Genomic DNA, 19640 nt, shown 5'->3' on the forward strand with positions numbered 1-19640 from the left:
GGCGAGGGGTACGCATGACCGACACCGGCCAGGTCCCGGGCGAGGGATTGCCGGAGAGCGCAGGCATGGTGGAGCAGCCGGGCGTCACCACGCCGGGCGCGTACACCTTCCTCGATCCCTCCGAGAGCCCCGTCGAGGAAGACGACCTGCTTCTGATGCCGGGAGCTCCCGGCGCCCAGGGCGCCTGGGGCAACGAGGTGCCGCCGCCGACCCCGATGCCCTTCACCGACGAACCCGGCCCGCACGAGACGTCCGGGCGGGACACCGGCGCGGTCGACCTCGGCGCCGTCCGCGCGCCGAACCCGGCGCCCGTGCCGCAGCCCGTGGCGCCGCGCCGCCCGCTGCACCTCGGCCCGCCCACGCCCGACGGTTCCTCCAGTCCGGTGCGTTCCCTGGCCGACCGGGGACCCGCGGGCTCACGCCGCGGCTCCCGTACCGCCCCGGCCACGCCCGCGCGGCACGCCGGCCCCGCGACGGCCGGTCCCGAGTACCTGGACGTGGCCCCGCTCGGCGCGACCCCGCCCCAGGGCACGGTCGCGTGGGCTCCGCAGACGGCCGCCGAGCCGTCGGCCCCGGAATCGTTCGGCCCCGAGACCGGGCCGCTGCCCGGGAACACGGTCGGCGTGGACGCCGCACCCGTTCCCGGGGTGCCGCGGGCCGCCGAGGCCGACCCGGCGCCGGAGTTCGTGGCGGTGCCCTTCGTCCTCGACCAGTCCGTGCCGCAGGACGCCGGCCAGGCGCCGGTGCCCCAGGTCCACGAGGTGTCGCTCGACCTCCAGGACCACACCGAAGGACCGGCCTCCGAGGCCGGGCCGGTGACGGACGTCCCCCCGCTCCAGCAGCTTCCCGACGCCCCGCAGTTCCCGGACGCCGCGCACACCCTCGGCGCTCCCGACACCTACGAGGCCGTCGAGCAGATCGCCGAGCAGGCGGCCGAGCACGCCGGTGGCGACGCCGAGGCGTTCATGCCCGAGGCGGCACCGGTCCAGGTCCCCGCGGACGCCGAGCACGTCGTGCCCGCGGAGCCCCTCGCACCGGCCGGTGATCTCACGGCCCCGCACGGCCCGCACACCGTCCCGCCGGGGACCGCGGACGCGGACCCGCTCGGATCCGGCCCGGCCGAGTCCGCGGTCCAGGCCGAGGGTTCCGCCGTGTCCGGTGTCCACGTCCCGGAACCGGCCGTCCGCTTCGCGGACGAGGCGTCCCAGGCGGAGGCCGAGCACCCCGTCACGGCCGTCGCCCCGCACACCTTCGACGGGGCGGGGTCCGCCCTGACGGCACTCTCCGCCCGCTCGGCACAGGCCGCGCACGGCGCGCCGGCCGCCGACCCCGAGGAGCCCCAGGTCCAGCGGCTCGTGGACCCGGCCGTGTTCGCCGTGAACGGTGCCGCGCTCCCCGAGGACGCCACCGCGCTCCCGCAGGACGGCGCCTTCGCCCACAACGGCGTCACCTTCCCCGAGCCCGGCCCCGCCGAGGCCCCGCACGGCGTGCCGGTGGGCGTCGCCGCGCGCTCGACGGTCTCTCCTCCGGCGGGCCGGTCCCGCGGCAGGCGGCACCAGCCGAGCGCGCCGGACGCGACGGGCGCCGTCGGACACCCCGCCGCGCCCCTCGTGTCCGAGGCGGAGGCGGTCGCGGTGCCGACGGCCCCGACCCCGCCGCACGGCATGCCCGTGCCGCCCCTCCCCGGCGAGGAGGAGCAGCCGCTCCAGGAACCCGCGCGGGCCGAGGCCGCCGTGGCACCCGCCCCCGGCGAGGCCGTCGTGCCCCCCGCCCCGGTCGAGGAGAGCGCCGGATCCGTCGCGGAGACGTCCATGGCCGAGACGCCCGAGGTCGAGGCGGAGCCGGTCGCGCAGGCGCCCGTACCCGCTCCCCGGGAGGCGGAGCCCGCTCCCGAGCCGGCCACCCCGGTGGAACCGCTCACCGCGGAGCCGGAACCCGTAGTCGCACAGCAAGCGGAGGACCTGCGTACCCAGGTCGCCGACCAGGAAGAGAGCACGGCCGTGGTGGAAGACGTACGAGAGTCCACCGGACCCGCGGCACCCGGCTACGGCGACGCCGAGCGCGAGGCCGTGCTGCGCGTCATCCGTGAGCGCCGTGACATCCGCAACGGCTTCCGCAGCGACCCGATCCCGCACGACGTGCTGCTGCGCGTCCTGGAGGCCGCGCACGACGCGCCCTCCGTCGGCCACTCCCAGCCCTGGGACTTCGTCGTCATCCGCTCCGCCGACACCCGGCGCAACATGCACGAACTCGCCCAGCGCCAGCGCGAGGCCTACGCCAAGTCGCTTCCCAAGGGCCGCGCCAAGCAGTTCAAGGAACTGAAGATCGAGGCCATCCTCGACACCCCGGTCAACATTGTCGTGACGGCCGACCCGACCCGCGGCGGCCGCCATACCCTGGGCCGGCACACCCAGCCCCAGATGGCCCCCTACTCCTCCGCCCTCGCGGTCGAGAACCTGTGGCTCGCGGCCCGTGCCGAGGGTCTCGGGGTCGGCTGGGTCAGCTTCTTCGACGAGCGGGAGATGGTCCGCGAGCTGGGCCTGCCCGAGCACCTCGACGTCGTCGCCTACCTCTGCGTCGGATACGTCGACGAGTTCCCCGACGAGCCCGAGCTGATGCAGGCCGGCTGGTCCAAGCGCCGCCCCCTGTCGTGGGTCGTGCACGAGGAGACGTACGGCCGCCGCGCGCTGCCCGGCGAGGAGCCGCACGACCTGCTCGCCGAGACGGTCTCCAACATCCGCCCCCTGGACGCCAAGGCGCTGGGCGAGGCGTGGGAGCGCCAGAAGAGGATGACCAAGCCCGCGGGCGCCCTCGGCATGCTGGAGATCATCTCCGCGCAGCTGTCGGGCCTGTCCCGGATGTGCCCGCCGCCGATCCCGGAGCCCGCCGCCGTCGCGATCTTCGCGGGCGACCACGGTGTGCACGCCCAGGGCGTGACGCCGTGGCCGCAGGAGGTCACCGGGCAGATGGTGGCCAACTTCCTGGGCGGCGGCGCGGTCTGCAACGCGTTCGCCAACCAGGTGGGCGCCGAGGTCTGTGTCATCGACGTGGGTGTCGCCTCCGACCTGCCGGCCACGCCGGGTCTGCTGCCCCGCAAGGTCCGCGCGGGCACCGCCGACATGACGACGGGCCCCGCCATGACCCGCGAAGAGGTCGTCGCGGCGCTGGAAGTGGGCATCGAGACGGCCCGCGACCTGGTGGCCGCGGGCAACAAGGCCCTGCTGACCGGTGAGATGGGCATCGCCAACACGACCGCCTCGGCGGCCCTGATCTCGGTGTTCACCGGTGCCGACCCCGCCGAGGTGACGGGTCGCGGCACCGGCATCAACGACGAGACCCTGGCCCGCAAGACCGAGGTCGTGCGCCGCGCCATCGACTTCCACCAGCCGGACCCGGCCGACCCGATCGGCGTCCTCGCCGCGATCGGCGGCCTCGAACACGCCGCCATGGTCGGCCTCCTCCTCGGCGGCGCGTCCCTGCGTACGCCGGTGATCCTGGACGGCGTCAGCGCCGGGGCCGCGGCGCTGGTGGCCCGCGCCATCGCCCCCGAGGTGCTGGCCGCCTGCATCGCGGGGCACCGCAGTGCCGAGCCCGGTCACGTGGCCGCCCTGAACAAGCTGGGCCTGCGCCCGCTGATCGACCTCGACCTGCGCCTCGGAGAGGGCACCGGCGCCCTCCTGGCCCTGCCCATCGTCCAGAGCGCAGCCCGGGCGATGCACGAGGTCGCGACGTTCGACTCGGCCGGGGTGACCGAGAAGTAGGCCGTCGGCGTCGGTGGGCGGGCAGGCGTTCGACGCCGCCCACCCACCCCGCCGTAGTCTGGAATCCCTACCGAAAACCCCACGTCAGGGCCGCTTCAGAGTCGCAGCGCGCCCCTCCGCACCGCCTGCTTGCACGAGGGAGCCGCCCCGCCATGGCCGAACACCCCGCCTATCCCGTAGGCCTCCGACTCGCCGGCCGCCGCGTGGTCGTCCTCGGCGGTGGCCACGTGGCCCAGCGCCGACTCCCCGCGCTCATCGCGGCGGGCGCGGACGTCCACCTCGTGTCACCGCACGCGACACCGTCCGTCGAGGCGATGGCGGACGCGGGCGAGATCACCTGGACGAGGCGCCCCTACGAGGAGGGCGACCTGGCCGACGCCTGGTACGCCCTCATCGCCACCAGCGACCCGGAGGCCTCCACCGCCGCCTCGGCGGAGGCGGAGCGCCACCGCGTCTGGTGCGTCCGCTCGGACGACGCCGACGCCGCGACCGCGTGGACCCCGGCCACCGGTCACAGCGAGGGCGTGACCGTCGCCGTCCTCACCACGAACGCCAAGGGCCGCGACCCCCGTCATACCGCCGCGATCCGCGACGCCGTCGTGGAGGGGCTGCGCGACGGCACCCTCGTCGCGCCGCACCACCGCGCCCGCACCGCGGGAGTGGCCCTGGTCGGCGGTGGTCCCGGCGACCCCGACCTGATCACGGTCCGCGGCCGCCGGCTCCTCGCCGAGGCGGACGTGGTCATCGCCGACCGTCTCGGCCCCCGTGACCTGCTCGCCGAACTCCCCCCGCACGTCGAGGTGATCGACGCGGCGAAGATCCCGTACGGCCGGTTCATGGCCCAGGAGGCCATCAACAACGCGCTCATCGAGCACGCGAGGCAGGGCAAGGCCGTCGTCCGGCTGAAGGGCGGCGACCCGTTCGTCTTCGGCCGCGGCATGGAGGAGGCCCAGGCGCTCGCCGAGGCGGGCATCGCCTGCACGGTCGTCCCCGGCATCTCCAGCTCGATCTCGGTGCCGGGCGCCGCGGGCATCCCGGTCACCCACCGGGGCGTCGCACATGAGTTCACGGTGGTCAGCGGTCATGTCGCCCCCGACGACGAGCGTTCCCTCGTCGACTGGTCGGCCCTCGCCAGGCTTCGCGGCACCCTCGTCGTCCTGATGGGCGTCGACAAGATCGGCAGGATCGCCGACACGCTCGTCGCGCACGGCAAGCCGGCCGACACCCCCGTCGCCCTCGTCCAGGAGGGCACGACCGCGGCACAGCGCCGGGTCGACGCCACCCTGGCCACCGTCGCCGAGACCGTTCGGACCGAGGACGTCAGGCCGCCCGCGGTCATCGTCATCGGCGAGGTCGTGAACGCGGGCTCCGGCCTTCCCGAGTAACCCCGGGTAACCCAACCCGTTCCCAGCCGTTGGCACCACACCCAGGACAAGGCAGTATCACCCTGTGGCCGATCTCATCACCGTCGAGGATCCCGACGACCCGCGTCTGCGCGACTACACGGGCCTGACCGACGTGGAACTGCGCCGCAGGCGCGAACCCGCCGAGGGCCTGTTCATCGCCGAGGGCGAGAAGGTCATCAGACGGGCCAGGGACGCAGGGTACGAGATGCGTTCGATGCTGCTCTCCGCCAAATGGGTCGATGTCATGCGCGACGTCATCGACGAGCTCCCGGCCCCCGTGTACGCGGTCAGCCCGGAGCTCGCCGAGCGGGTCACCGGCTATCACGTGCACCGGGGAGCGCTCGCCTCCATGCAGCGCAAGCCGCTCCCGACGGCGGAGGAACTGCTCCGCTCGGCGCACCGGGTCGTCGTCATGGAGTCGGTCAACGACCACACCAACATCGGCGCCATCTTCCGCTCCGCGGCCGCCCTCGGCATGGACGCGGTGCTGCTCTCCCCGGACTGCGCGGACCCCCTCTACCGCCGCTCCGTGAAGGTCTCGATGGGCGCGGTCTTCTCGGTCCCCTACGCCCGTCTCGACGCCTGGCCCAAGAGCCTGGAGTCGGTGCGCGAGGCGGGGTTCACCCTGCTCGCCCTCACCCCGGACGAGAAGGCCAGCTCCCTCGACGAGGCGGCCCCGCACCGCATGGACCGGGTCGCGCTGATGCTCGGCGCGGAGGGCGACGGCCTGTCCACCCGGGCCCTGATGGCCGCCGACGAATGGGTCCGCATCCCGATGGCCCACGGCGTCGACTCCCTGAACGTCGGAGCGGCGGCCGCGGTCGCCTTCTACGCGGTGGCGACGGGCCGTCCGGAGCACTGACGGCCCTGCGGGCGGGAGCGGGGGAGAGGGACCGGGCCACCCGCACCACGCCCCCTCTCCGGCACCGACCGCCGCCGTCAGGCGCCTCCGTCGTGGCCGACGAGGGCGATCACCGCAGGGCACGGAGGGGACGAGTCCACCCTCGCCCGCTCGCTGCCTCGGCGGGGATGAGCCGACCCCCGGCGGCGACCCGCCGACCCGTCCCTAGTCCTCCGGGTGCAGCCGCTGAAGCGGCTGGAGCGGGCCCCGGTGCTGTCCGGCCGTCGAGCCGCCGGTGGTCGGCGGCACGGACCACGACCGCCCCTGGCGTACGTCGTCCCCCGGCCGGCCCCCGTCGTCGAGCCCACGGGCGGGCCCCTGACACCCCTGGGCCGCCGCGATCCCGAGCGCGACCAGCAGCGTCACCACCACGAACACGAACAGCCGCTGGCGCAGCAGCCGCGGATTGGCGGGCCGCCGGCCCGTCCCCGTGGTCCGCGGCCCGGGCCGCCCGGCACCGCTGCGGGGCGCGGGCCTGCCGCCGGACCGGCCGGTGTTGCGCGCGGGCGCCGGACGCGATCCCGACCGGGAGCCGCCGTTCGTCCCGCCGGTGCGCGGCGGGGGAGTGGCCCCCGGGCGGCGCTGGGTGCGCTGCTCGGTGTACTGCTCGGTCTGCCGGACCGGCGCCCGGTCCGGATCCGTGCGCGGCGCGGGCGGCCGCACGTCCGCGGTGCCCTGGGCCTCGCGGGCCGCGATCTCCTTGAGGCGCAAGGACAGTTGGAGCGTGCTGGGCCGCTCCTCGGGGTCCTTCGCCAGGCAGGCCCGGACGAGCGGCGCGAGGGCGTCCGGAACCCCGTGCAGATGAGGTTCCTCGTGCACCACGCGGTAGAGCATCACCTCGGAACTGCCCTGTCCGAAGGGCGAGTCCTGGGTGGCGGCGTACGCGAGCGTGGCCCCGAGCGCGAACACGTCCGTGGCCGGGGTGACGGCGGCGCCGCGCACCTGCTCCGGCGCCAGGAAGCCCGGGGAGCCGACGGCCGTGCCGACGTGCGTGAGCGTGCTCGCCCCGGTCGCCCACGCGATGCCGAAGTCGATGATCCGCGGCCCCTTCGGGGACAGCAGGATGTTGGACGGCTTGAGGTCGCGGTGGACCACCCCGGCCTCGTGGACCGCGACCAGTCCCTCGGAGAGGGCGGCGCCGACGGCCGCCACGTCGGCGGCCGACAGCGGTCCCTCCTCGGCGACCTTGTCGTGCAGGGAGGGGCCGGGCACGTACTGCGTGGCGAACCACGGACGGTCCGCCTCCAGGTCGGCCGCGACGAGCCGGGCGGTGCAGCCGCCCCTGATCCGCCGCGCCGCCGAGACCTCACGCGCGAACCGCGAACGGAACTCCTGGTCCTCCGCCAGATCCGGCCGGATCACCTTCAGCGCGACCCGCTGGCCGCGCCGGTCGGATCCCAGGTAGACAACGCCCATCCCACCCGCGCCGAGCCGTCGGTGAAGCCTGAACGAGCCGACGACACGCGGGTCCTCGCGCCTCAGGCGCATCATCGCCATGTCCATCCCCGCTGCCCGGTCCGTTTGACGAGCCACAGCTTACGTTTCCGCGGCCGGGTGCGCGCAGAGGCCGCGCCCTCTCGTTCCGATCGATTGTCAGTGCCGGGTGGGAAACTTGAGAGGTGGTCAGGGAGCTTGCGAAAAAGGCCTCTTTGGACCGTCCGTGATCCCAACCATCCATCGCAGAAGGGGGATTGATCCCGTGAAGGGTGACCGCGTGGAGATAGTCGTGGACGCAGGGGACACGACGCGCACGTACGAGGTGGTGGCGAGCAGGGCGGGGCGCCGGGTGGAGACGGCGGTGCGCCGAGGTGTGGTGGAAGTGAGCGAAGTCACGCGAAACGGATCAGTGGTACGGACCGCCCGCTTCATGGCGACTCGGGTGCTCGCGCTCGTCGAGCAGCCGGTCCCCCGGGAGGACAGTTCGGAACAGTAGGGGCACATCGGACGCGCCCTCAGGGAAGACCCTGAGACCCAGGTCCTCGTCTCCACCCAGGGGAGTACTCCGCGGGTGACCGCTCATCCTCCGGGAGGCCCGGCAATCGGTACGAGGGCATGACGACCCGCCCCCGCCGCGCGCCTAGATTTGACCTCAAGCGGCGGGTGGCGCACTCGTCCCCCGAGGTCAGACACCCGCCGCTGCCAGATACGACAGAAGCTCGGTCAGGAGAGGGACCATGGCCCACACGGCATCGCGGACAGTGCTCCGCACGCAGGGACGCAAGGCGTACAGCGCGGCGTTCGGCAACCGCCAGGGCCGGCGCCACCCCTTGGTGGCGACAGCGATGGTCCTTCCCCTGGCGGCCCTGCTCGTGGTCGTCTTCGGCGGCTGGGAAGCGGTGGTCACACAGGCGTCGTCCGTGGGCGTGATGCTGGGGCGCTGAGCGGCGTCCCAGGCCCGGAAGAGCGGTCCGGGCGGGGACATCCGGCCATGAAACCCCGTGGGGACGGGGGTGCGGCGGACGGCACGAAAATGCCCGCGCAGCTGGGGAGCTGCGCGGGCATTTTTCTGCCCGGACGCCGGGGACGGCAGGCACCAGGGCCCTGCGGTGCCGGTGACAGCGCCCGCACCCCGCGGTACTGGGCCGAGACGGGGAGCGCCCGAGCCGGGCGGCACCCGGGGGTGGTGGGGGCGCGCGGTGCCGACGCCCGTCACCACCTGCGTAACCTCGGCGGCAGACGTCGTACGACTCCAGGGGGACCCGTGACCGCAGACACCCTGCTGCCCGCACTCACCGAGGCGGCGCGCCACGCGGCGCACCCCGCGCACCGGGCGGCCGCGACCCCCTGCCCCTGCGGCGCGGAGGACGCGGTCCTCGCGGACCGCGACGACGGCACCGTCGTCCGGCACGGCGACGTCGTCGCCAAGGCCCACGCCCAGGACACCGATCCCGCCGCGCTCGCCCGGCGCCTCTCCGTGGCGGCGAGCCTCCCCGGCGTCCTCCTGCCGCCTCTGGACCGCATCCCCGTCGACCTCCTCGGCCGCCGGGTGACCCTCTGGCCGTACGGCGGCCCCGTCGACCCCGAGACCCCCGAGGCGGCCCCCTGGGAGGCGGCCGGGACCCTGCTGGCGCGTCTGCACCTGGCCCCCGCCCCGGACGGCCTGCCGCCCATGCGGGGGCCCGACAAGGCCCTCCGGGCGATCGCCCGGCTGCGCGCGGCCGGCCCGCATCCGGCCGCCGCCCCGGTGCTGCGCGCCTGGGCCGCCCTGCCGGGCTGGGCGCGGGCGGAGGCCCCGATGCCGGACGTCACGACCCTGTGCCACGGCGACCTCCACCTCGGCCAGCTCGTACGCCGTCCCGCGCCGGACGGTCCCTGGTTCCTCATCGACGTCGACGACCTCGGGGTCGGCGAAGCGGCGTGGGACCTGGCCCGTCCGGCCGCCTGGTACGCCTGCGGGCTGCTCCCGTCCGACGAGTGGCTCCGCTTCCTCACCGCCTACCGGGCCGCGGGCGGCCCGGCCGTTCCGGCCGCCGGTGATCCCTGGCCCGCCCTGGACGTCGTGGCCCGGGCCCTCACCGTGCAGACCGCGGCCCTGGCCGTGGTCAAGTCCGCCGCGGCGGACCGCCCGTTGGACGAGGTGCAGCGGGCCGTGGTCGACGCCTGCGACCGAATGAGTTCCACCCCGCCCGAGTTGACGCGAGGTTTCGCGACGTAGGGTGCAACCGACCGAGGCCGGGCAGAGTCTGTCCAGGCGGAAGCAGTACCGACCGGCGAGGAGTTGAGCCGAGCATGCAGTGTCCGAAATGCCATGCGCCGATGCACACGTACAACCGCAATGGCGTCCAGATCGAGCAGTGCAGCGGCTGCCGCGGGATTTTTCTCGACTACGGCGAGCTGGAGTCGCTGACCCGCGTGGAGTCGCAGTGGTCCCAGCCCGCGCCGCCGCCCCAGGGCGCCCCGCAGGCGTACCCGTCCGCTCCGGCCCCCGCCTGGGGCGCCCCGCAGCACGGCGGCGGCGGTCACTACGGCGGCCACGGCAGCCACCACCGGCACAAGAGCTTCGGGCACATGCTCTTCTCGTCCTGAACGTTCCTGAACGACCGAAGGGGCCCCTCCGAGCGGAGGGGCCCCTTCGGCGTGTTCCGCGTCGTGTTCCGGGAACGGCCGCATCGGCCGGAGCACGACGAAGCCCCCGACCGTACGAGACGGCCGGGGGCTCTGCTGGTGCGCGATACTGGGATTGAACCAGTGACCTCTTCCGTGTCAGGGAAGCGCTCTCCCGCTGAGCTAATCGCGCGGGTCACGGGGCCGGAGCCACGCTTGCTGATGGTACTGCGTGCGCGATACTGGGATTGAACCAGTGACCTCTTCCGTGTCAGGGAAGCGCTCTCCCGCTGAGCTAATCGCGCGGGGATCCTTGCGGACCAGTGGACGATACTGGGATTGAACCAGTGACCTCTTCCGTGTCAGGGAAGCGCTCTCCCGCTGAGCTAATCGTCCTTGGAGGTGGAGACGGGATTTGAACCCGTGTAGACGGCTTTGCAGGCCGTTGCCTCGCCTCTCGGCCACTCCACCAGGAGTGTAGGGGTTCGGGAAGATCCCCCACTTCCTGCGAGCGGACGACCAGGTTCGAACTGGCGACCTCAACCTTGGCAAGGTTGCGCTCTACCAACTGAGCTACGTCCGCTTGTCGTTTCCGTGGCGCTTGCGCGTCCCGGCGACGAGTTGAACTCTAGCGGATTCCGGGGCCAGCACAAAAACGCGTTTGCGCAGCGTGCTGCGGTCTGTCCCCCCGAGGACGAGGCCAGGGCACCCGCGGCGGGCCCGACCTAGACTCGACCGCGTGCTCGACCTTCCTCCTCTCGCCCGTTTCGGCGGCCGCCTCGCGACCGGTCTCCTCGATGTCACCAGCGATCCCGCGGCCCTGGACTCGAGCGGCTTCTGGGCCGTCTCGGCCGACTTCGAGGGGCGTCTGACCTGCGCCCGCTTCCGGGACGTACGCAACGAGCCGGTGCCCGCGCCGGTGCCCGGCCGGTGGCACGGCCCGGCGGCCGGGGACTGGACCTCGTCCCTCGACCGCGCCGCGTACACCGACGGTGTCCGTCGCATCCGCGAGCACATCGCGGCGGGCGAGGTCTACCAGGCGAACCTCTGCCGCGTCCTCTCCGCGCCCGTCCCGCCCGACGCGGACGTCGACGCGCTGACCGCCCTGCTGGCCCGCGGCAACCCGGCACCGTACGCGGGAACGATTCGGCTGCCCGACCACGGCGTCGAGATAGCCACCGCCTCCCCGGAGCTCTTCGTCCGCCGCGCGGGCCGCTCCGTCGAGTCGGGCCCGATCAAGGGCACCGGACGTACCGAGGCGGACCTCCTGGACAAGGACTACGCCGAGAACGTGATGATCGTGGACCTCGTCCGCAACGACATCGGCCAGGTCTGCTCCACCGGCACCGTGACCGTGCCCGACCTGTGCGTCGTCGAGAAGCACCCCGGCCTCGTGCACCTCGTCTCCACCGTCGGCGGCGAGCTGCGCGAGGACGTCGGCTGGCCGGCCCTCCTCGCCGCGGCCTTCCCGCCCGGCTCCGTGACCGGCGCCCCGAAGTCCAGCGCCCTGCGGATCATCGACGCCCTGGAGACCGCGCCGCGCGGCCCGTACTGCGGAGGGATCGGCTGGGTCGACGCCGACCGGGGCACCGGCGAGCTGGCCGTCGGCATCCGCACCTTCTGGATCGACCGCGCCGCCGGAGTCCTGCGCTTCGGCACGGGAGCGGGCATCACCTGGGGATCCGACCCCGAGGGCGAGTGGCGGGAGACCGAACTGAAGGCGTCCCGGCTGCTCGCGGTAGCGTCGGGAACGTACGAGGCGGGTGACGGGCCCCTCCCGTCCTGAGCCGCACCCGGGGACTCCCCGGTTCGCGCCCGGGGCCGGGGAGAAACGTCACACCGGACGGTCCGTCCGGCGCCGGAGGATCCATGCGAGGTGGGAACCAGTGAAGCTTTGGCTCGACGGCGGGCTCCAGGACATCGAGGCCGCCCGCGTCTCCGTCTTCGACCACGGGCTGACCGTGGGTGACGGCATCTTCGAGACCCTGAAGGCGGTCGACGGCCGCCCCTTCGCGCTGACCCGGCACCTCGACCGGCTGGCCCGCTCGGCGCGCGGTCTCGGCCTGCCCGAGCCCGACGCCGACGAGGTGCGCCGCGCCTGCGCCGCCGTCCTCGAGGCCAACCCGATGCCGCTCGGCCGGCTCCGGATCACCTACACCGGCGGCCACGGCCCGCTCGGCTCCGACCGCGGCGAGCACGGGACGACCCTCGTCGTCGCGCTCGGCGCCTCCGACCGCCGCCCCGACTCCACGGCCGTCGTCACCGTCCCCTGGACCCGCAACGAACGCGGAGCCCTGACCGGCCTCAAGACCACCTCGTACGCGGAGAACGTGGTCGCCCTGGCCCGTGCCCGTGAACACGGCGCGTCCGAGGCGCTGTTCGCCAACACGGTGGGGCAACTGTGCGAGGGCACCGGGTCCAACGTGTTCGTCGTCCTCGACGGAGAGATCCACACCCCGCCGGTCGCCTCCGGCTGTCTCGCCGGGATCACCCGCGCCCTGGCCGTCGAATGGACGGGCGCCAAGGAGACCGACCTGCCGCTGGACGTCCTCGAACGCGCCGACGAGATCTTTCTGACCTCCACGCTGCGCGACGTGCAGGCCGTGCACCGGGTCGACACCCGTGAACTGCCGGGCGTGCCGGGCCCGGTGACCGCCAAGGCCATGCGCGTCTTCGAGGAGCGGGCGGCGGACGACCTCGATCCCTGACCGGGACGCCCCGGTCACCGGCCGCGAGGTAATTCGGCTGCTCGCGCGGCCCTCTGGGGGGTAGAAATCCCTGATGACCACGACTCTGCGGCCGACCGAGCCGCTTCAGCAGGCAGCCGACGGGACGCGTTCGCGCCACTACCGTGTGTGTGTGAACAGCCGTCCCGTCGGCGTCGTCCACCTCACGGCGGATCCCGCCTCCGCAACGTCCGTCGCCACGATCCACGCGCTGCGCATCGACGAGCCGGACCGGGGTCGTGGCAGGGGTACCGTGGCCGCGCTGGCGGCGGAGGAGGTGGCGCGCGGCTGGGGCTGCCGGCAGATCGAGGTGGCCGTCCCCGGCGATGCCGAAGGGGCGCTGGAATTCACCGGCAGGCTCGGCTACGTCCGGCGCAACCGCGGGATGGAGAAGGCGCTCGACGGTCCGCCGCCCGTACTGCCCCCCGGCAGCGAGGGCCGGACCATGACCCGGCACGAGTACGAGGCCTGGGACCGGACGGGCAGACGGGAGTACGCCGAGGACTGGATCCGGCGCGGTGTTCCCGAGGCCGACGCGCGCGCCAAGGCGGACCGTGACTTCGGCGGTGCGCTGCCGCACGGCCCAGCCACCGCGAACGTGTGGCTGAGCGTCCTGGAGCACGAGGGCGTTCCCGTGGGTGAACTCTGGCTGGGGCAGCGGGACGGACGTGCCTTCGTGTACGACGTCGGGGTCCACACCGAACACCGCGGGCGCGGACACGGCCGTACGCTCATGCTGCTGGCCGAGACGCAGGCGAGGTCCGCGGGGCTGAACCACATCGCCCTCAACGTCTTCGCGGGGAACACCCCGGCCGAGCGGCTCTACGAGTCACTCGGCTACAGGACGACGAGCCACTACCTGTACAAGGCGCTGGTGTAGGCGGACACGGCTCGTCCGACTCCGGTCCGTCAAGAGCCCTTGGACGCGTGCCGGTTGAAGCTCGACACCGACATCGCTGCCGGTGTCGGTGTCGCGGGAGGTCACGCCTGTTCGGCGAGGAGCCGGTCGGTGATCCGCTCGATCCGCTCGCGCAGTCCCTCCTGGCTCTTGCCGCCGTCCAGACGTTCACCGTCGATGACGTACGTCGGGGTGCCGGTGACGCCGATCGCCTTGCCCTCGGCCTGGTCGGCGTCGACGATCAGGATGTGCCGGCCGTCGATCAGGGCCGTGTCGAACTCCTCGGCGTCCAGGGAGAGTTCCCGCGCCACCTCGACCAGCCGGGCCTCGCCCCCGCGGCCCAGCTCCTCCACGCGGGCGAGCACGGCCTCGATGTACGGCCAGGCGCTGCCCTGTTCGGCGGCCTCCTCGGCGGCCTGCGCCGCGGCGAAGGCGTGCTTGTTCTTCTCCAGGGGGAAGTGTCGCAGCCGCAGCTCCAGACGGTCGCCGTAGCGGGCGCGCAGCGCGCGCAGGTCGGCGAGGGCGTCACGGCAGTCGGGGCACTGGAGGTCGCACCAGACGTCCAGGAGGACAGGGGCCGGGGACGCGGTGGAGGAGTCGGAGGAGTCGTTCATGGGATCAAGTCTCGCAGTCCCGGGAGAGGCCGTTCAACCGGGACCTGGGGAGGACGGCGACCCGGAGATCTCCCTGAGGTCTGCCCGGACCGTGGCATACCGGGCACGGGGCGGTGCAGGATGGAAGGGACGAAACCTTCCCGACCACCGAGCCCTGCCTGGAGGACCGGAATGATCGCAGAGACCGTCTGTGCCGCCGTCTCCGTCGCCGGCCTGGGCATCGCCGCGGTGACGGCCTACCGCAAGCGTTTCCTCAGGGCCGCCCGGATCGCCGCCTACTCCCTGGTGCCGATCGGCCTGGTGATGACGGGTGTCGTCGGCTGGCTGGCCGACACCGCGTTCAGCCCGACCGCGTGGGCCGGCTTCATCCTCCTCGGCGGCTCCTGGCTGCTGTTCATGGCCACGCGCGCGGTCGAGCGCCGTGGTGGCGGGACGCGGAAGGAGCGCAGGGAGGCGGCCAGGGCCGCCGGCCGGGGCGACGCGGTGGCTCCCGCGGCCTCGGCTCCGTCGCTGGGCCAGGGCGCCGGAGCGGCCGCCCGGCGGCCCGCCGCGACACCGCGCGCCGAAAGTTCCGGGGACGACTTCAGCGACATCGAGGCGATCCTGAAGAAGCACGGCATATGACCGGCTGAGACGGTGCAAGATCGCACGTGCGTCGTACGGCGAACGCGCGGAACCGTTCACGTTCGAGCGCGCCCGTCACATGATCCAGCGAACTCCCGTATATTCCGGGCGTGTTGATCGCCGACCAGGTGCTCTCTGCGTCATCATCGCCCGCGAGATGCTGGACACAACAACGAGCGACACCGCCGCCCCGCCCGAGGAGCGGCGTGGTTGCCTCTTCGCGCTTTCCCAGCCGCCGCTGATGATCTTCCTTGCGGTGATCGGCTGCCTGCTGCTCATGGCTTCGCTGCACGACCTGCTGCTGCTCTGAGCTGTACACGGAGCCCCTGGCGTCACCCGCCGAGGGCTCCGTCAGCCCGGCTCCACCTGAGCGCCACCAGGCATCTCCCCTCCCCGACGGGACCGATCCTCCGGCCGGTCACGCCTTCGGCGCACCTGTCGGCGCTTCCGTCGGCCCGCCGGTCGGTCAGCCCGCGGCTTCCTTCCGGCGTGCCCGGTAGGCGGCCACGTGGAGCCGGTTCCCGCAGGTGCGACTGTCGCAGTAGCGGCGGGAGCGGTTCCGTGAGAGGTCGACGAAGGCCCGACGGCAGTCCGGGGCCTCGCAGCGGCGCAGCCGCTCCTGCTCCCCGGCGACCACGAAGAAGGCCAGGGCCATCCCGCAGTCGGCCGCGAGGTGGTCGGCGACCGAGGCGCCCGGAGCGAAGTAGTGGACATGCCAGTCGTAGCCGTCGTGGTCCGTCAGCCGAGGCGTGGTGCCGGCGGCGGCGACCAGTTCGTTGATGAGGGCGGCGGCGACCCGCGGATCCTCGGCGGCGAAGATCCCGGCGAACCGGCCGCGAACGTCGCGCACCGCCGCGAGATCGCGCTCTGACAGCACACCGACATCGCTGATCTCGTGCTTCCGTACGAAATCGGCGAGGGCCGGGACATCGGCGAGCCCGTCCGCCGTCTCGTCCTCCGGCGCGGTGTTCACCAGATCCACCACGGCGTCGAGCGCACACCGGGCGTCGTGGGTGATCAGCACGTTTCGCTCCCTGGCCTGGGGGTCGGGCGAGGGTGCCCGCCCGATGCTGGCCGATGTTAGTGGCTTCACGGCGCGGCGGAGACGGGCGAGGGTCCGTGAGGGCGCGCAGCGGACGCTCCGGAGGTCCTGCGGGGGCCGGTCGCCGAGTTTCCGGGGCGGCCCGCAGCGCGGGGCCGAGAGGAGCCACCCGAGGTGGGAGGCAGGGCCGAGGTGAGGGAGGCGTCCGACGGACGTGACGGGCGGTGACCGTGGGAGACCGGTCGGTGCGGTGCCCGGCGCCGGCTGCCCGGCCGGGGGTGTCCGCCCCGTGATGTCCGCTCGCGACTCCCGGCCGTCGTGCCCCGGTCGCGGCTCCCGGTCGTGGGGGTGGCTGCGGAGGGGGCCGCGAGCGTGGGGCTGGAGTGACGGCGGTGCACGGACACCGGCGCCGACGCCGCGGAAGTCCGCGGCGCCGGCGCCGGTGTCCTCATTCATGCGTTGTCCAGGCCCGAGCCGTCTCCCCGAGTGGACGGCGCCGGGCGGCTCTGGTGACGCGTCAGCTCTCGGCCAGGATGTGTGAGAGCTCCGTGTCGAGATCGAAGTGCCGGTGTTCCGTGCCGGGCGGCACGGCTGCGTCCGTTCGCTTGAGGAATGATTCCAGGGCCCTCGCAGGGGCTTCGAGCAGGGCTTCGCCCTCCGGAGAGCTCAGGGCGATGCATACGACGCCCTGGCCGTGGCTTCGGGACGGCCAGACTCGGACGTCGCCGGTACCGGTGGGCCGGTGCAGGCCCTCGGCGAGGAGGTCGCGGGCGAACACCCACTCGACGGTTTCCTCGGCTCCGGTGTGGAAGGTGGCGTGCACGGCGTAGGGATCGGCCGTGTCATACCGCAGTCCTGCGGGTACAGGCAGTGAGGACTCGCTCGACACAACGAGGCGCAGGTGCAGCTCGCAGCTGACCGTGGTGTTCATAAGCGCCAGGGCCTTTCGCTCAGTGTGCGCTCGGGGATTCGCACGTCGGCGAAATCGACATGCCACCTACGGTGGCGTTGTAAACCCCTCTGAGTGTTTTGCGTGTCTTTATGTAACTCATCCGGCCGAGGGCACGTTCGTCGGATAGGGCCATTCCGGTGACCGGTTTCTCTCGGGTAGGGTTTGGTCGTATGAATACGGGGAGTGACGAGCCGGGCGAGGTCGCCATGGTGGACGACGAGGCGGAGAATGAACGAGCGCTCGGTTCGCGGGCGCCGCAATTCATCAAGGCGCGCCGCGCGCTGCACGTGAGCTGGCAGGTGGGCGTTTTCGTCGTCGGGCTCGCGGTCGTCGGCGCGGGCGTGGTCATGCTTCCGCTGCCGGGCCCCGGCTGGCTGGTGATCTTCGGCGGCATGGCGATCTGGGCGACCGAGTTCGTCTGGGCCCAGCTGGTGCTCCGCTGGACGAAACGCAAGGTCACGGAGGCCACGCAGCGGGCGCTCGACCCCAGGGTCCGGCGTCGCAACATCATCCTCACCACGGTGGGCCTCGTGATCGTGGCCGTCCTCGTCGGTGTCTACCTCTGGAAGTTCGGCTTCGAGATGCCCTGGAACATCAAGGAGTGACGAGGTCCCCTCGCGCCTCCTCCGGGCCGTTTCCGCTGGTCGAAGCCACCCCCTGACATGGGGTAATGTTCTCTCTGCGCCCGGGCGATTAGCTCAGCGGGAGAGCGCTTCGTTCACACCGAAGAGGTCACTGGTTCGAACCCAGTATCGCCCACACAGACGAAAGACGGCTCCGGCCCACGACACGTGGACCGGGGCCGTTTTCGTCGTGGTGAGGGTCGGACGGCCGCGCCGAACGGGCGGGGCCGCCGATGATCCGAGTCCGGCCCGGCCGAGGGCCCTGCGTCGGGCTCGGGCGGGCTGGTCCGAGGGGGCGTCACCAGGGGACTCCTGCGAGTACGGACTCGACCGAGGGGTGTCATCAGGGGCTCCTGCGGGTCACTCCCGGCCGCGCGACGGCTCCGTCCCTGCGCGTCTCCCCGTTCAGGAGGAGGGCGAGGGCGGTGTCCTTGCCTCCTCCGGTGTGGGTGCTCTGGAGCGTTCTCCTGGTCCTGGGCGCGAGGGGCCGCCGCCATGTCGTCGCATCAGGGGCCCGACCCCGGCGCCCGACCCGCCCGGAGGCGTACGCCGCTCTCCGTGGCCGCCCCGCGTCGGACGGTTCGCGGATCGCCCCGTCGTCGCGCCCGGCGGCACCTCGGTCCGCCGTCCGAGCTCTTGCCCCCTGAGCGGGTTCCGGCGGGCGTGCCGATGTCGTCGATGCCCCCGGAACATCACTTCGACCCGCTGATCCACGTTTCCTGGACCGGCCCGGCGGTGCGCCCGTGACCGTGTCGCCGGGGATGAATCGGCAGGGTCGCGCCGCCTAGGCGGGAGCGCATCGAGCCGGGCCGACGTGCTGGGGCCGACCGCGGTTCGAGCTCGGCGCAGACTCCCCGCGCGGGCGGAGACCGTGGTGCTGGACCGGGCCGGGGGCGCCGGCGAGGGCTGGGCACACAAGCCGGGCGAGCAGGGGGTTCGCGCCCGGGCCGGCATCGATCGACGCCGAGTCGGCACCGCATCCCATCCGACCGGCCCGGCCCGGCCCGGCTCGACCGACCGACCGGCCCGGGCTGCGGTGCCCGGCCGAGCCGACCTGGGCATCGAATTGAGTGGGTCCGGCAGGGCGGTGGACTTGGGGTTGAGAGAAGTCGGGCGTTGACTTGGGCAGGAGGGCAGGAGGGCAGGAGGGCAGGAGGGCAGGAGGGCAGGAGGGCAGGAGAGCGGGAGGCGGTCAGTCGGGCAAGGCGGGTGCTGGGAGAGCGGGCTTGGGCTGAGCCGACCCGGACACGGGCTTGAGCCGGGCCCGAGCCCACTCGGACCTCGGCTCGGACTGGTCCCGTCCGGCTGGGACTTGGGCTGACCGGCCTGGGCGCAGGCTTGAGCTGGTCCGGCGGGGGGCCAAGGCTTGAGATGGGCGTCCTCGGGTGCTGGCCTGAGCGGCCCGGTCGGGTTCCGGACTCGCGGCGAACCGGCTTGGACATCGGTTCGGGTGGGCCGGGGATGGACCGTGGACTTGGGTTGAGCAGGCCGGGGCGGAGGTTCGCGCAGGTCCGGCCGGGGACCGGGACTTGAGCCGAGTGCCCTCGGGCCCTGGCCTGAGCCGACATGGTCGGGGTTCGGACTTGAGCTGTATCGGCCTGGACGTCGGGTCGGGCGGGCAGGGCGGGGTTCGGACTTGAGCCGCATCGCCCCGGACGTCGATACGGCCGGGCCGGGGTAGGGAGGTCGCCCCGGATATCGGCTCGAGCGGGCCCGGCCGGGATGGGGACTCGGGCCGAGGCGGCCGGACACCGGCTTCGGAAGGCGGGGTGGGCTGCGGAGTTGAGCTGAGCCGACCCGAGCCGACCCGGGCAACCGGCTTGACCCGTACCGGTCGGGGCGCGGATGTGAACCGACCCGACCCGACCCGACCCGACCCGACCCGCCACAGCCCGGCCCGCCCCGACGCCAGCCCGACCCGCCCCGCCCGTGATCCGGACTCAAGCCCTGGCCCCACCCCGAACACTGACCTGACCTGACCTGACCTGACCTGACCTGACCTGACCTGACCGGGCCGGGCCGGGCGCCGCCATCGGGTGCGGCTCCGTT

17 protein-coding genes and 6 tRNA genes are annotated in these 19640 nt (G+C 73.3%); 14 read left to right on the forward strand and 9 right to left on the reverse strand.

Features of this window, described 5'->3' with window-relative positions:
* Positions 1 to 14: 14 nt before the first annotated feature.
* The 3 genes from cobT to ACFYW7_RS20655 all read left to right on the forward strand — a co-directional run bounded on the left by cobT (position 15) and on the right by ACFYW7_RS20655 (position 6029).
* Positions 15 to 3761, forward strand: coding sequence for a nicotinate-nucleotide--dimethylbenzimidazole phosphoribosyltransferase (gene cobT, locus ACFYW7_RS20645; protein ID WP_389504275.1), 3747 nt, complete (start codon positions 15 to 17; stop codon positions 3759 to 3761).
* A gap of 152 nt (positions 3762 to 3913) precedes the next feature.
* On the forward strand, positions 3914 to 5146 hold the full coding sequence (gene cobA / locus ACFYW7_RS20650) for a uroporphyrinogen-III C-methyltransferase (protein WP_389504277.1): 1233 nt from the start codon (positions 3914 to 3916) through the stop codon (positions 5144 to 5146).
* A 64-nt stretch (positions 5147 to 5210) separates the two neighbouring features.
* A complete protein-coding gene (locus tag ACFYW7_RS20655) occupies positions 5211 to 6029 on the forward strand; it encodes a TrmH family RNA methyltransferase (protein WP_389504279.1) in 819 nt (272 codons plus the stop codon).
* A gap of 204 nt (positions 6030 to 6233) precedes the next feature.
* Here ACFYW7_RS20655 and ACFYW7_RS20660 read toward each other — a convergent pair whose 3' ends face one another.
* Positions 6234 to 7571: a protein kinase gene (locus tag ACFYW7_RS20660; protein ID WP_389504652.1), complete on the reverse strand. Its 1338-nt coding sequence runs from the start codon at positions 7569 to 7571 to the stop codon at positions 6234 to 6236.
* 196 nt (positions 7572 to 7767) lie between these two features.
* Here ACFYW7_RS20660 and ACFYW7_RS20665 point away from each other — a divergent pair, with 196 nt between their 5' ends.
* The 4 genes from ACFYW7_RS20665 to ACFYW7_RS20680 all read left to right on the forward strand — a co-directional run bounded on the left by ACFYW7_RS20665 (position 7768) and on the right by ACFYW7_RS20680 (position 10094).
* Complete coding sequence (locus ACFYW7_RS20665; RefSeq protein WP_389504281.1) at positions 7768 to 8001, forward strand: hypothetical protein; 234 nt, start codon at positions 7768 to 7770, stop codon at positions 7999 to 8001.
* A gap of 241 nt (positions 8002 to 8242) precedes the next feature.
* A complete protein-coding gene (locus ACFYW7_RS20670) occupies positions 8243 to 8449 on the forward strand; it encodes a hypothetical protein (RefSeq protein ID WP_389504283.1) in 207 nt (68 codons plus the stop codon).
* A 320-nt stretch (positions 8450 to 8769) separates the two neighbouring features.
* Complete coding sequence (locus tag ACFYW7_RS20675; RefSeq protein ID WP_389504285.1) at positions 8770 to 9723, forward strand: phosphotransferase; 954 nt, start codon at positions 8770 to 8772, stop codon at positions 9721 to 9723.
* 74 nt (positions 9724 to 9797) lie between these two features.
* Positions 9798 to 10094, forward strand: a complete 297-nt coding sequence (locus ACFYW7_RS20680; protein ID WP_389504287.1) for a zf-TFIIB domain-containing protein — start codon at positions 9798 to 9800, stop codon at positions 10092 to 10094.
* 136 nt (positions 10095 to 10230) lie between these two features.
* On the opposite strand, the gene ACFYW7_RS20685 is transcribed toward ACFYW7_RS20680, so the two are convergent.
* The 5 genes from ACFYW7_RS20685 to ACFYW7_RS20705 all read right to left on the reverse strand — a co-directional run bounded on the left by ACFYW7_RS20685 (position 10231) and on the right by ACFYW7_RS20705 (position 10695).
* Positions 10231 to 10305: transfer RNA gene (locus tag ACFYW7_RS20685), tRNA-Val, on the reverse strand.
* Between the two features lie 40 nt (positions 10306 to 10345).
* A tRNA-Val gene (locus ACFYW7_RS20690) sits at positions 10346 to 10417 on the reverse strand.
* A 19-nt stretch (positions 10418 to 10436) separates the two neighbouring features.
* A tRNA-Val gene (locus tag ACFYW7_RS20695) sits at positions 10437 to 10508 on the reverse strand.
* 1 nt (position 10509) lies between these two features.
* Positions 10510 to 10583: transfer RNA gene (locus ACFYW7_RS20700), tRNA-Cys, on the reverse strand.
* A 39-nt stretch (positions 10584 to 10622) separates the two neighbouring features.
* Positions 10623 to 10695 (reverse strand) — tRNA-Gly (locus ACFYW7_RS20705).
* Between the two features lie 156 nt (positions 10696 to 10851).
* Between ACFYW7_RS20705 and ACFYW7_RS20710 the strand changes: the two genes are divergently transcribed.
* From ACFYW7_RS20710 to ACFYW7_RS20720, 3 genes are all read left to right on the forward strand, one after another.
* Positions 10852 to 11898, forward strand: a complete 1047-nt coding sequence (locus tag ACFYW7_RS20710) for a chorismate-binding protein (RefSeq protein WP_389504289.1) — start codon at positions 10852 to 10854, stop codon at positions 11896 to 11898.
* 100 nt (positions 11899 to 11998) lie between these two features.
* A complete protein-coding gene (locus tag ACFYW7_RS20715; protein ID WP_389504291.1) occupies positions 11999 to 12820 on the forward strand; it encodes an aminotransferase class IV in 822 nt (273 codons plus the stop codon).
* Between the two features lie 73 nt (positions 12821 to 12893).
* Positions 12894 to 13718: a GNAT family N-acetyltransferase gene (locus tag ACFYW7_RS20720; protein ID WP_389504293.1), complete on the forward strand. Its 825-nt coding sequence runs from the start codon at positions 12894 to 12896 to the stop codon at positions 13716 to 13718.
* 101 nt (positions 13719 to 13819) lie between these two features.
* On the opposite strand, the gene ACFYW7_RS20725 is transcribed toward ACFYW7_RS20720, so the two are convergent.
* Positions 13820 to 14350 (reverse strand): DsbA family protein, encoded by a 531-nt coding sequence (locus ACFYW7_RS20725; RefSeq protein WP_389504295.1) that lies wholly within the window; start codon positions 14348 to 14350, stop codon positions 13820 to 13822.
* Between the two features lie 171 nt (positions 14351 to 14521).
* On the opposite strand from ACFYW7_RS20725, the gene ACFYW7_RS20730 reads away from it, so the two are divergent.
* Both ACFYW7_RS20730 and ACFYW7_RS20735 read left to right on the forward strand, forming a co-directional pair.
* Positions 14522 to 14974 (forward strand): hypothetical protein, encoded by a 453-nt coding sequence (locus tag ACFYW7_RS20730; protein WP_389504297.1) that lies wholly within the window; start codon positions 14522 to 14524, stop codon positions 14972 to 14974.
* Between the two features lie 157 nt (positions 14975 to 15131).
* Entirely contained in the window at positions 15132 to 15284 is a 153-nt protein-coding gene (locus ACFYW7_RS20735; protein WP_167455603.1) for a hypothetical protein, read from the forward strand.
* 156 nt (positions 15285 to 15440) lie between these two features.
* On the opposite strand, the gene ACFYW7_RS20740 is transcribed toward ACFYW7_RS20735, so the two are convergent.
* Positions 15441 to 15998 (reverse strand): CGNR zinc finger domain-containing protein, encoded by a 558-nt coding sequence (locus tag ACFYW7_RS20740; RefSeq protein ID WP_389504299.1) that lies wholly within the window; start codon positions 15996 to 15998, stop codon positions 15441 to 15443.
* A 535-nt stretch (positions 15999 to 16533) separates the two neighbouring features.
* Entirely contained in the window at positions 16534 to 16947 is a 414-nt protein-coding gene (locus ACFYW7_RS20745) for an SsgA family sporulation/cell division regulator (RefSeq protein WP_003959770.1), read from the reverse strand.
* A gap of 191 nt (positions 16948 to 17138) precedes the next feature.
* Between ACFYW7_RS20745 and ACFYW7_RS20750 the strand changes: the two genes are divergently transcribed.
* Positions 17139 to 17573, forward strand: coding sequence for a TIGR02611 family protein (locus ACFYW7_RS20750; RefSeq protein ID WP_389504301.1), 435 nt, complete (start codon positions 17139 to 17141; stop codon positions 17571 to 17573).
* Between the two features lie 82 nt (positions 17574 to 17655).
* Positions 17656 to 17727, forward strand: a tRNA-Val gene (locus ACFYW7_RS20755).
* Positions 17728 to 19640 lie beyond the last annotated feature (1913 nt).

The organism is Streptomyces sp. NPDC002580, from assembly GCF_042889485.1.
GTDB lineage: Bacteria > Actinomycetota > Actinomycetes > Streptomycetales > Streptomycetaceae > Streptomyces.

Bases quoted from the DNA above. Each gene is read 5' to 3' on its own strand.
- cobT (WP_389504275.1), top strand. From the start codon at position 15: ATGACCGACACCGGCCAGGTCCCGGGCGAGGGATTGCCGGAGAGCGCA.
- cobA (WP_389504277.1), top strand. From the start codon at position 3,914: ATGGCCGAACACCCCGCCTATCCCGTAGGCCTCCGACTCGCCGGCCGC.
- ACFYW7_RS20660 (WP_389504652.1), bottom strand. From the start codon at position 7,571: ATGGACATGGCGATGATGCGCCTGAGGCGCGAGGACCCGCGTGTCGTC.
- ACFYW7_RS20670 (WP_389504283.1), top strand. From the start codon at position 8,243: ATGGCCCACACGGCATCGCGGACAGTGCTCCGCACGCAGGGACGCAAG.
- ACFYW7_RS20680 (WP_389504287.1), top strand. From the start codon at position 9,798: ATGCAGTGTCCGAAATGCCATGCGCCGATGCACACGTACAACCGCAAT.
- ACFYW7_RS20720 (WP_389504293.1), top strand. From the start codon at position 12,894: ATGACCACGACTCTGCGGCCGACCGAGCCGCTTCAGCAGGCAGCCGAC.
- ACFYW7_RS20725 (WP_389504295.1), bottom strand. From the start codon at position 14,350: ATGAACGACTCCTCCGACTCCTCCACCGCGTCCCCGGCCCCTGTCCTC.
- ACFYW7_RS20730 (WP_389504297.1), top strand. From the start codon at position 14,522: ATGATCGCAGAGACCGTCTGTGCCGCCGTCTCCGTCGCCGGCCTGGGC.
- ACFYW7_RS20735 (WP_167455603.1), top strand. From the start codon at position 15,132: ATGCTGGACACAACAACGAGCGACACCGCCGCCCCGCCCGAGGAGCGG.
- ACFYW7_RS20745 (WP_003959770.1), bottom strand. From the start codon at position 16,947: ATGAACACCACGGTCAGCTGCGAGCTGCACCTGCGCCTCGTTGTGTCG.
- ACFYW7_RS20750 (WP_389504301.1), top strand. From the start codon at position 17,139: ATGAATACGGGGAGTGACGAGCCGGGCGAGGTCGCCATGGTGGACGAC.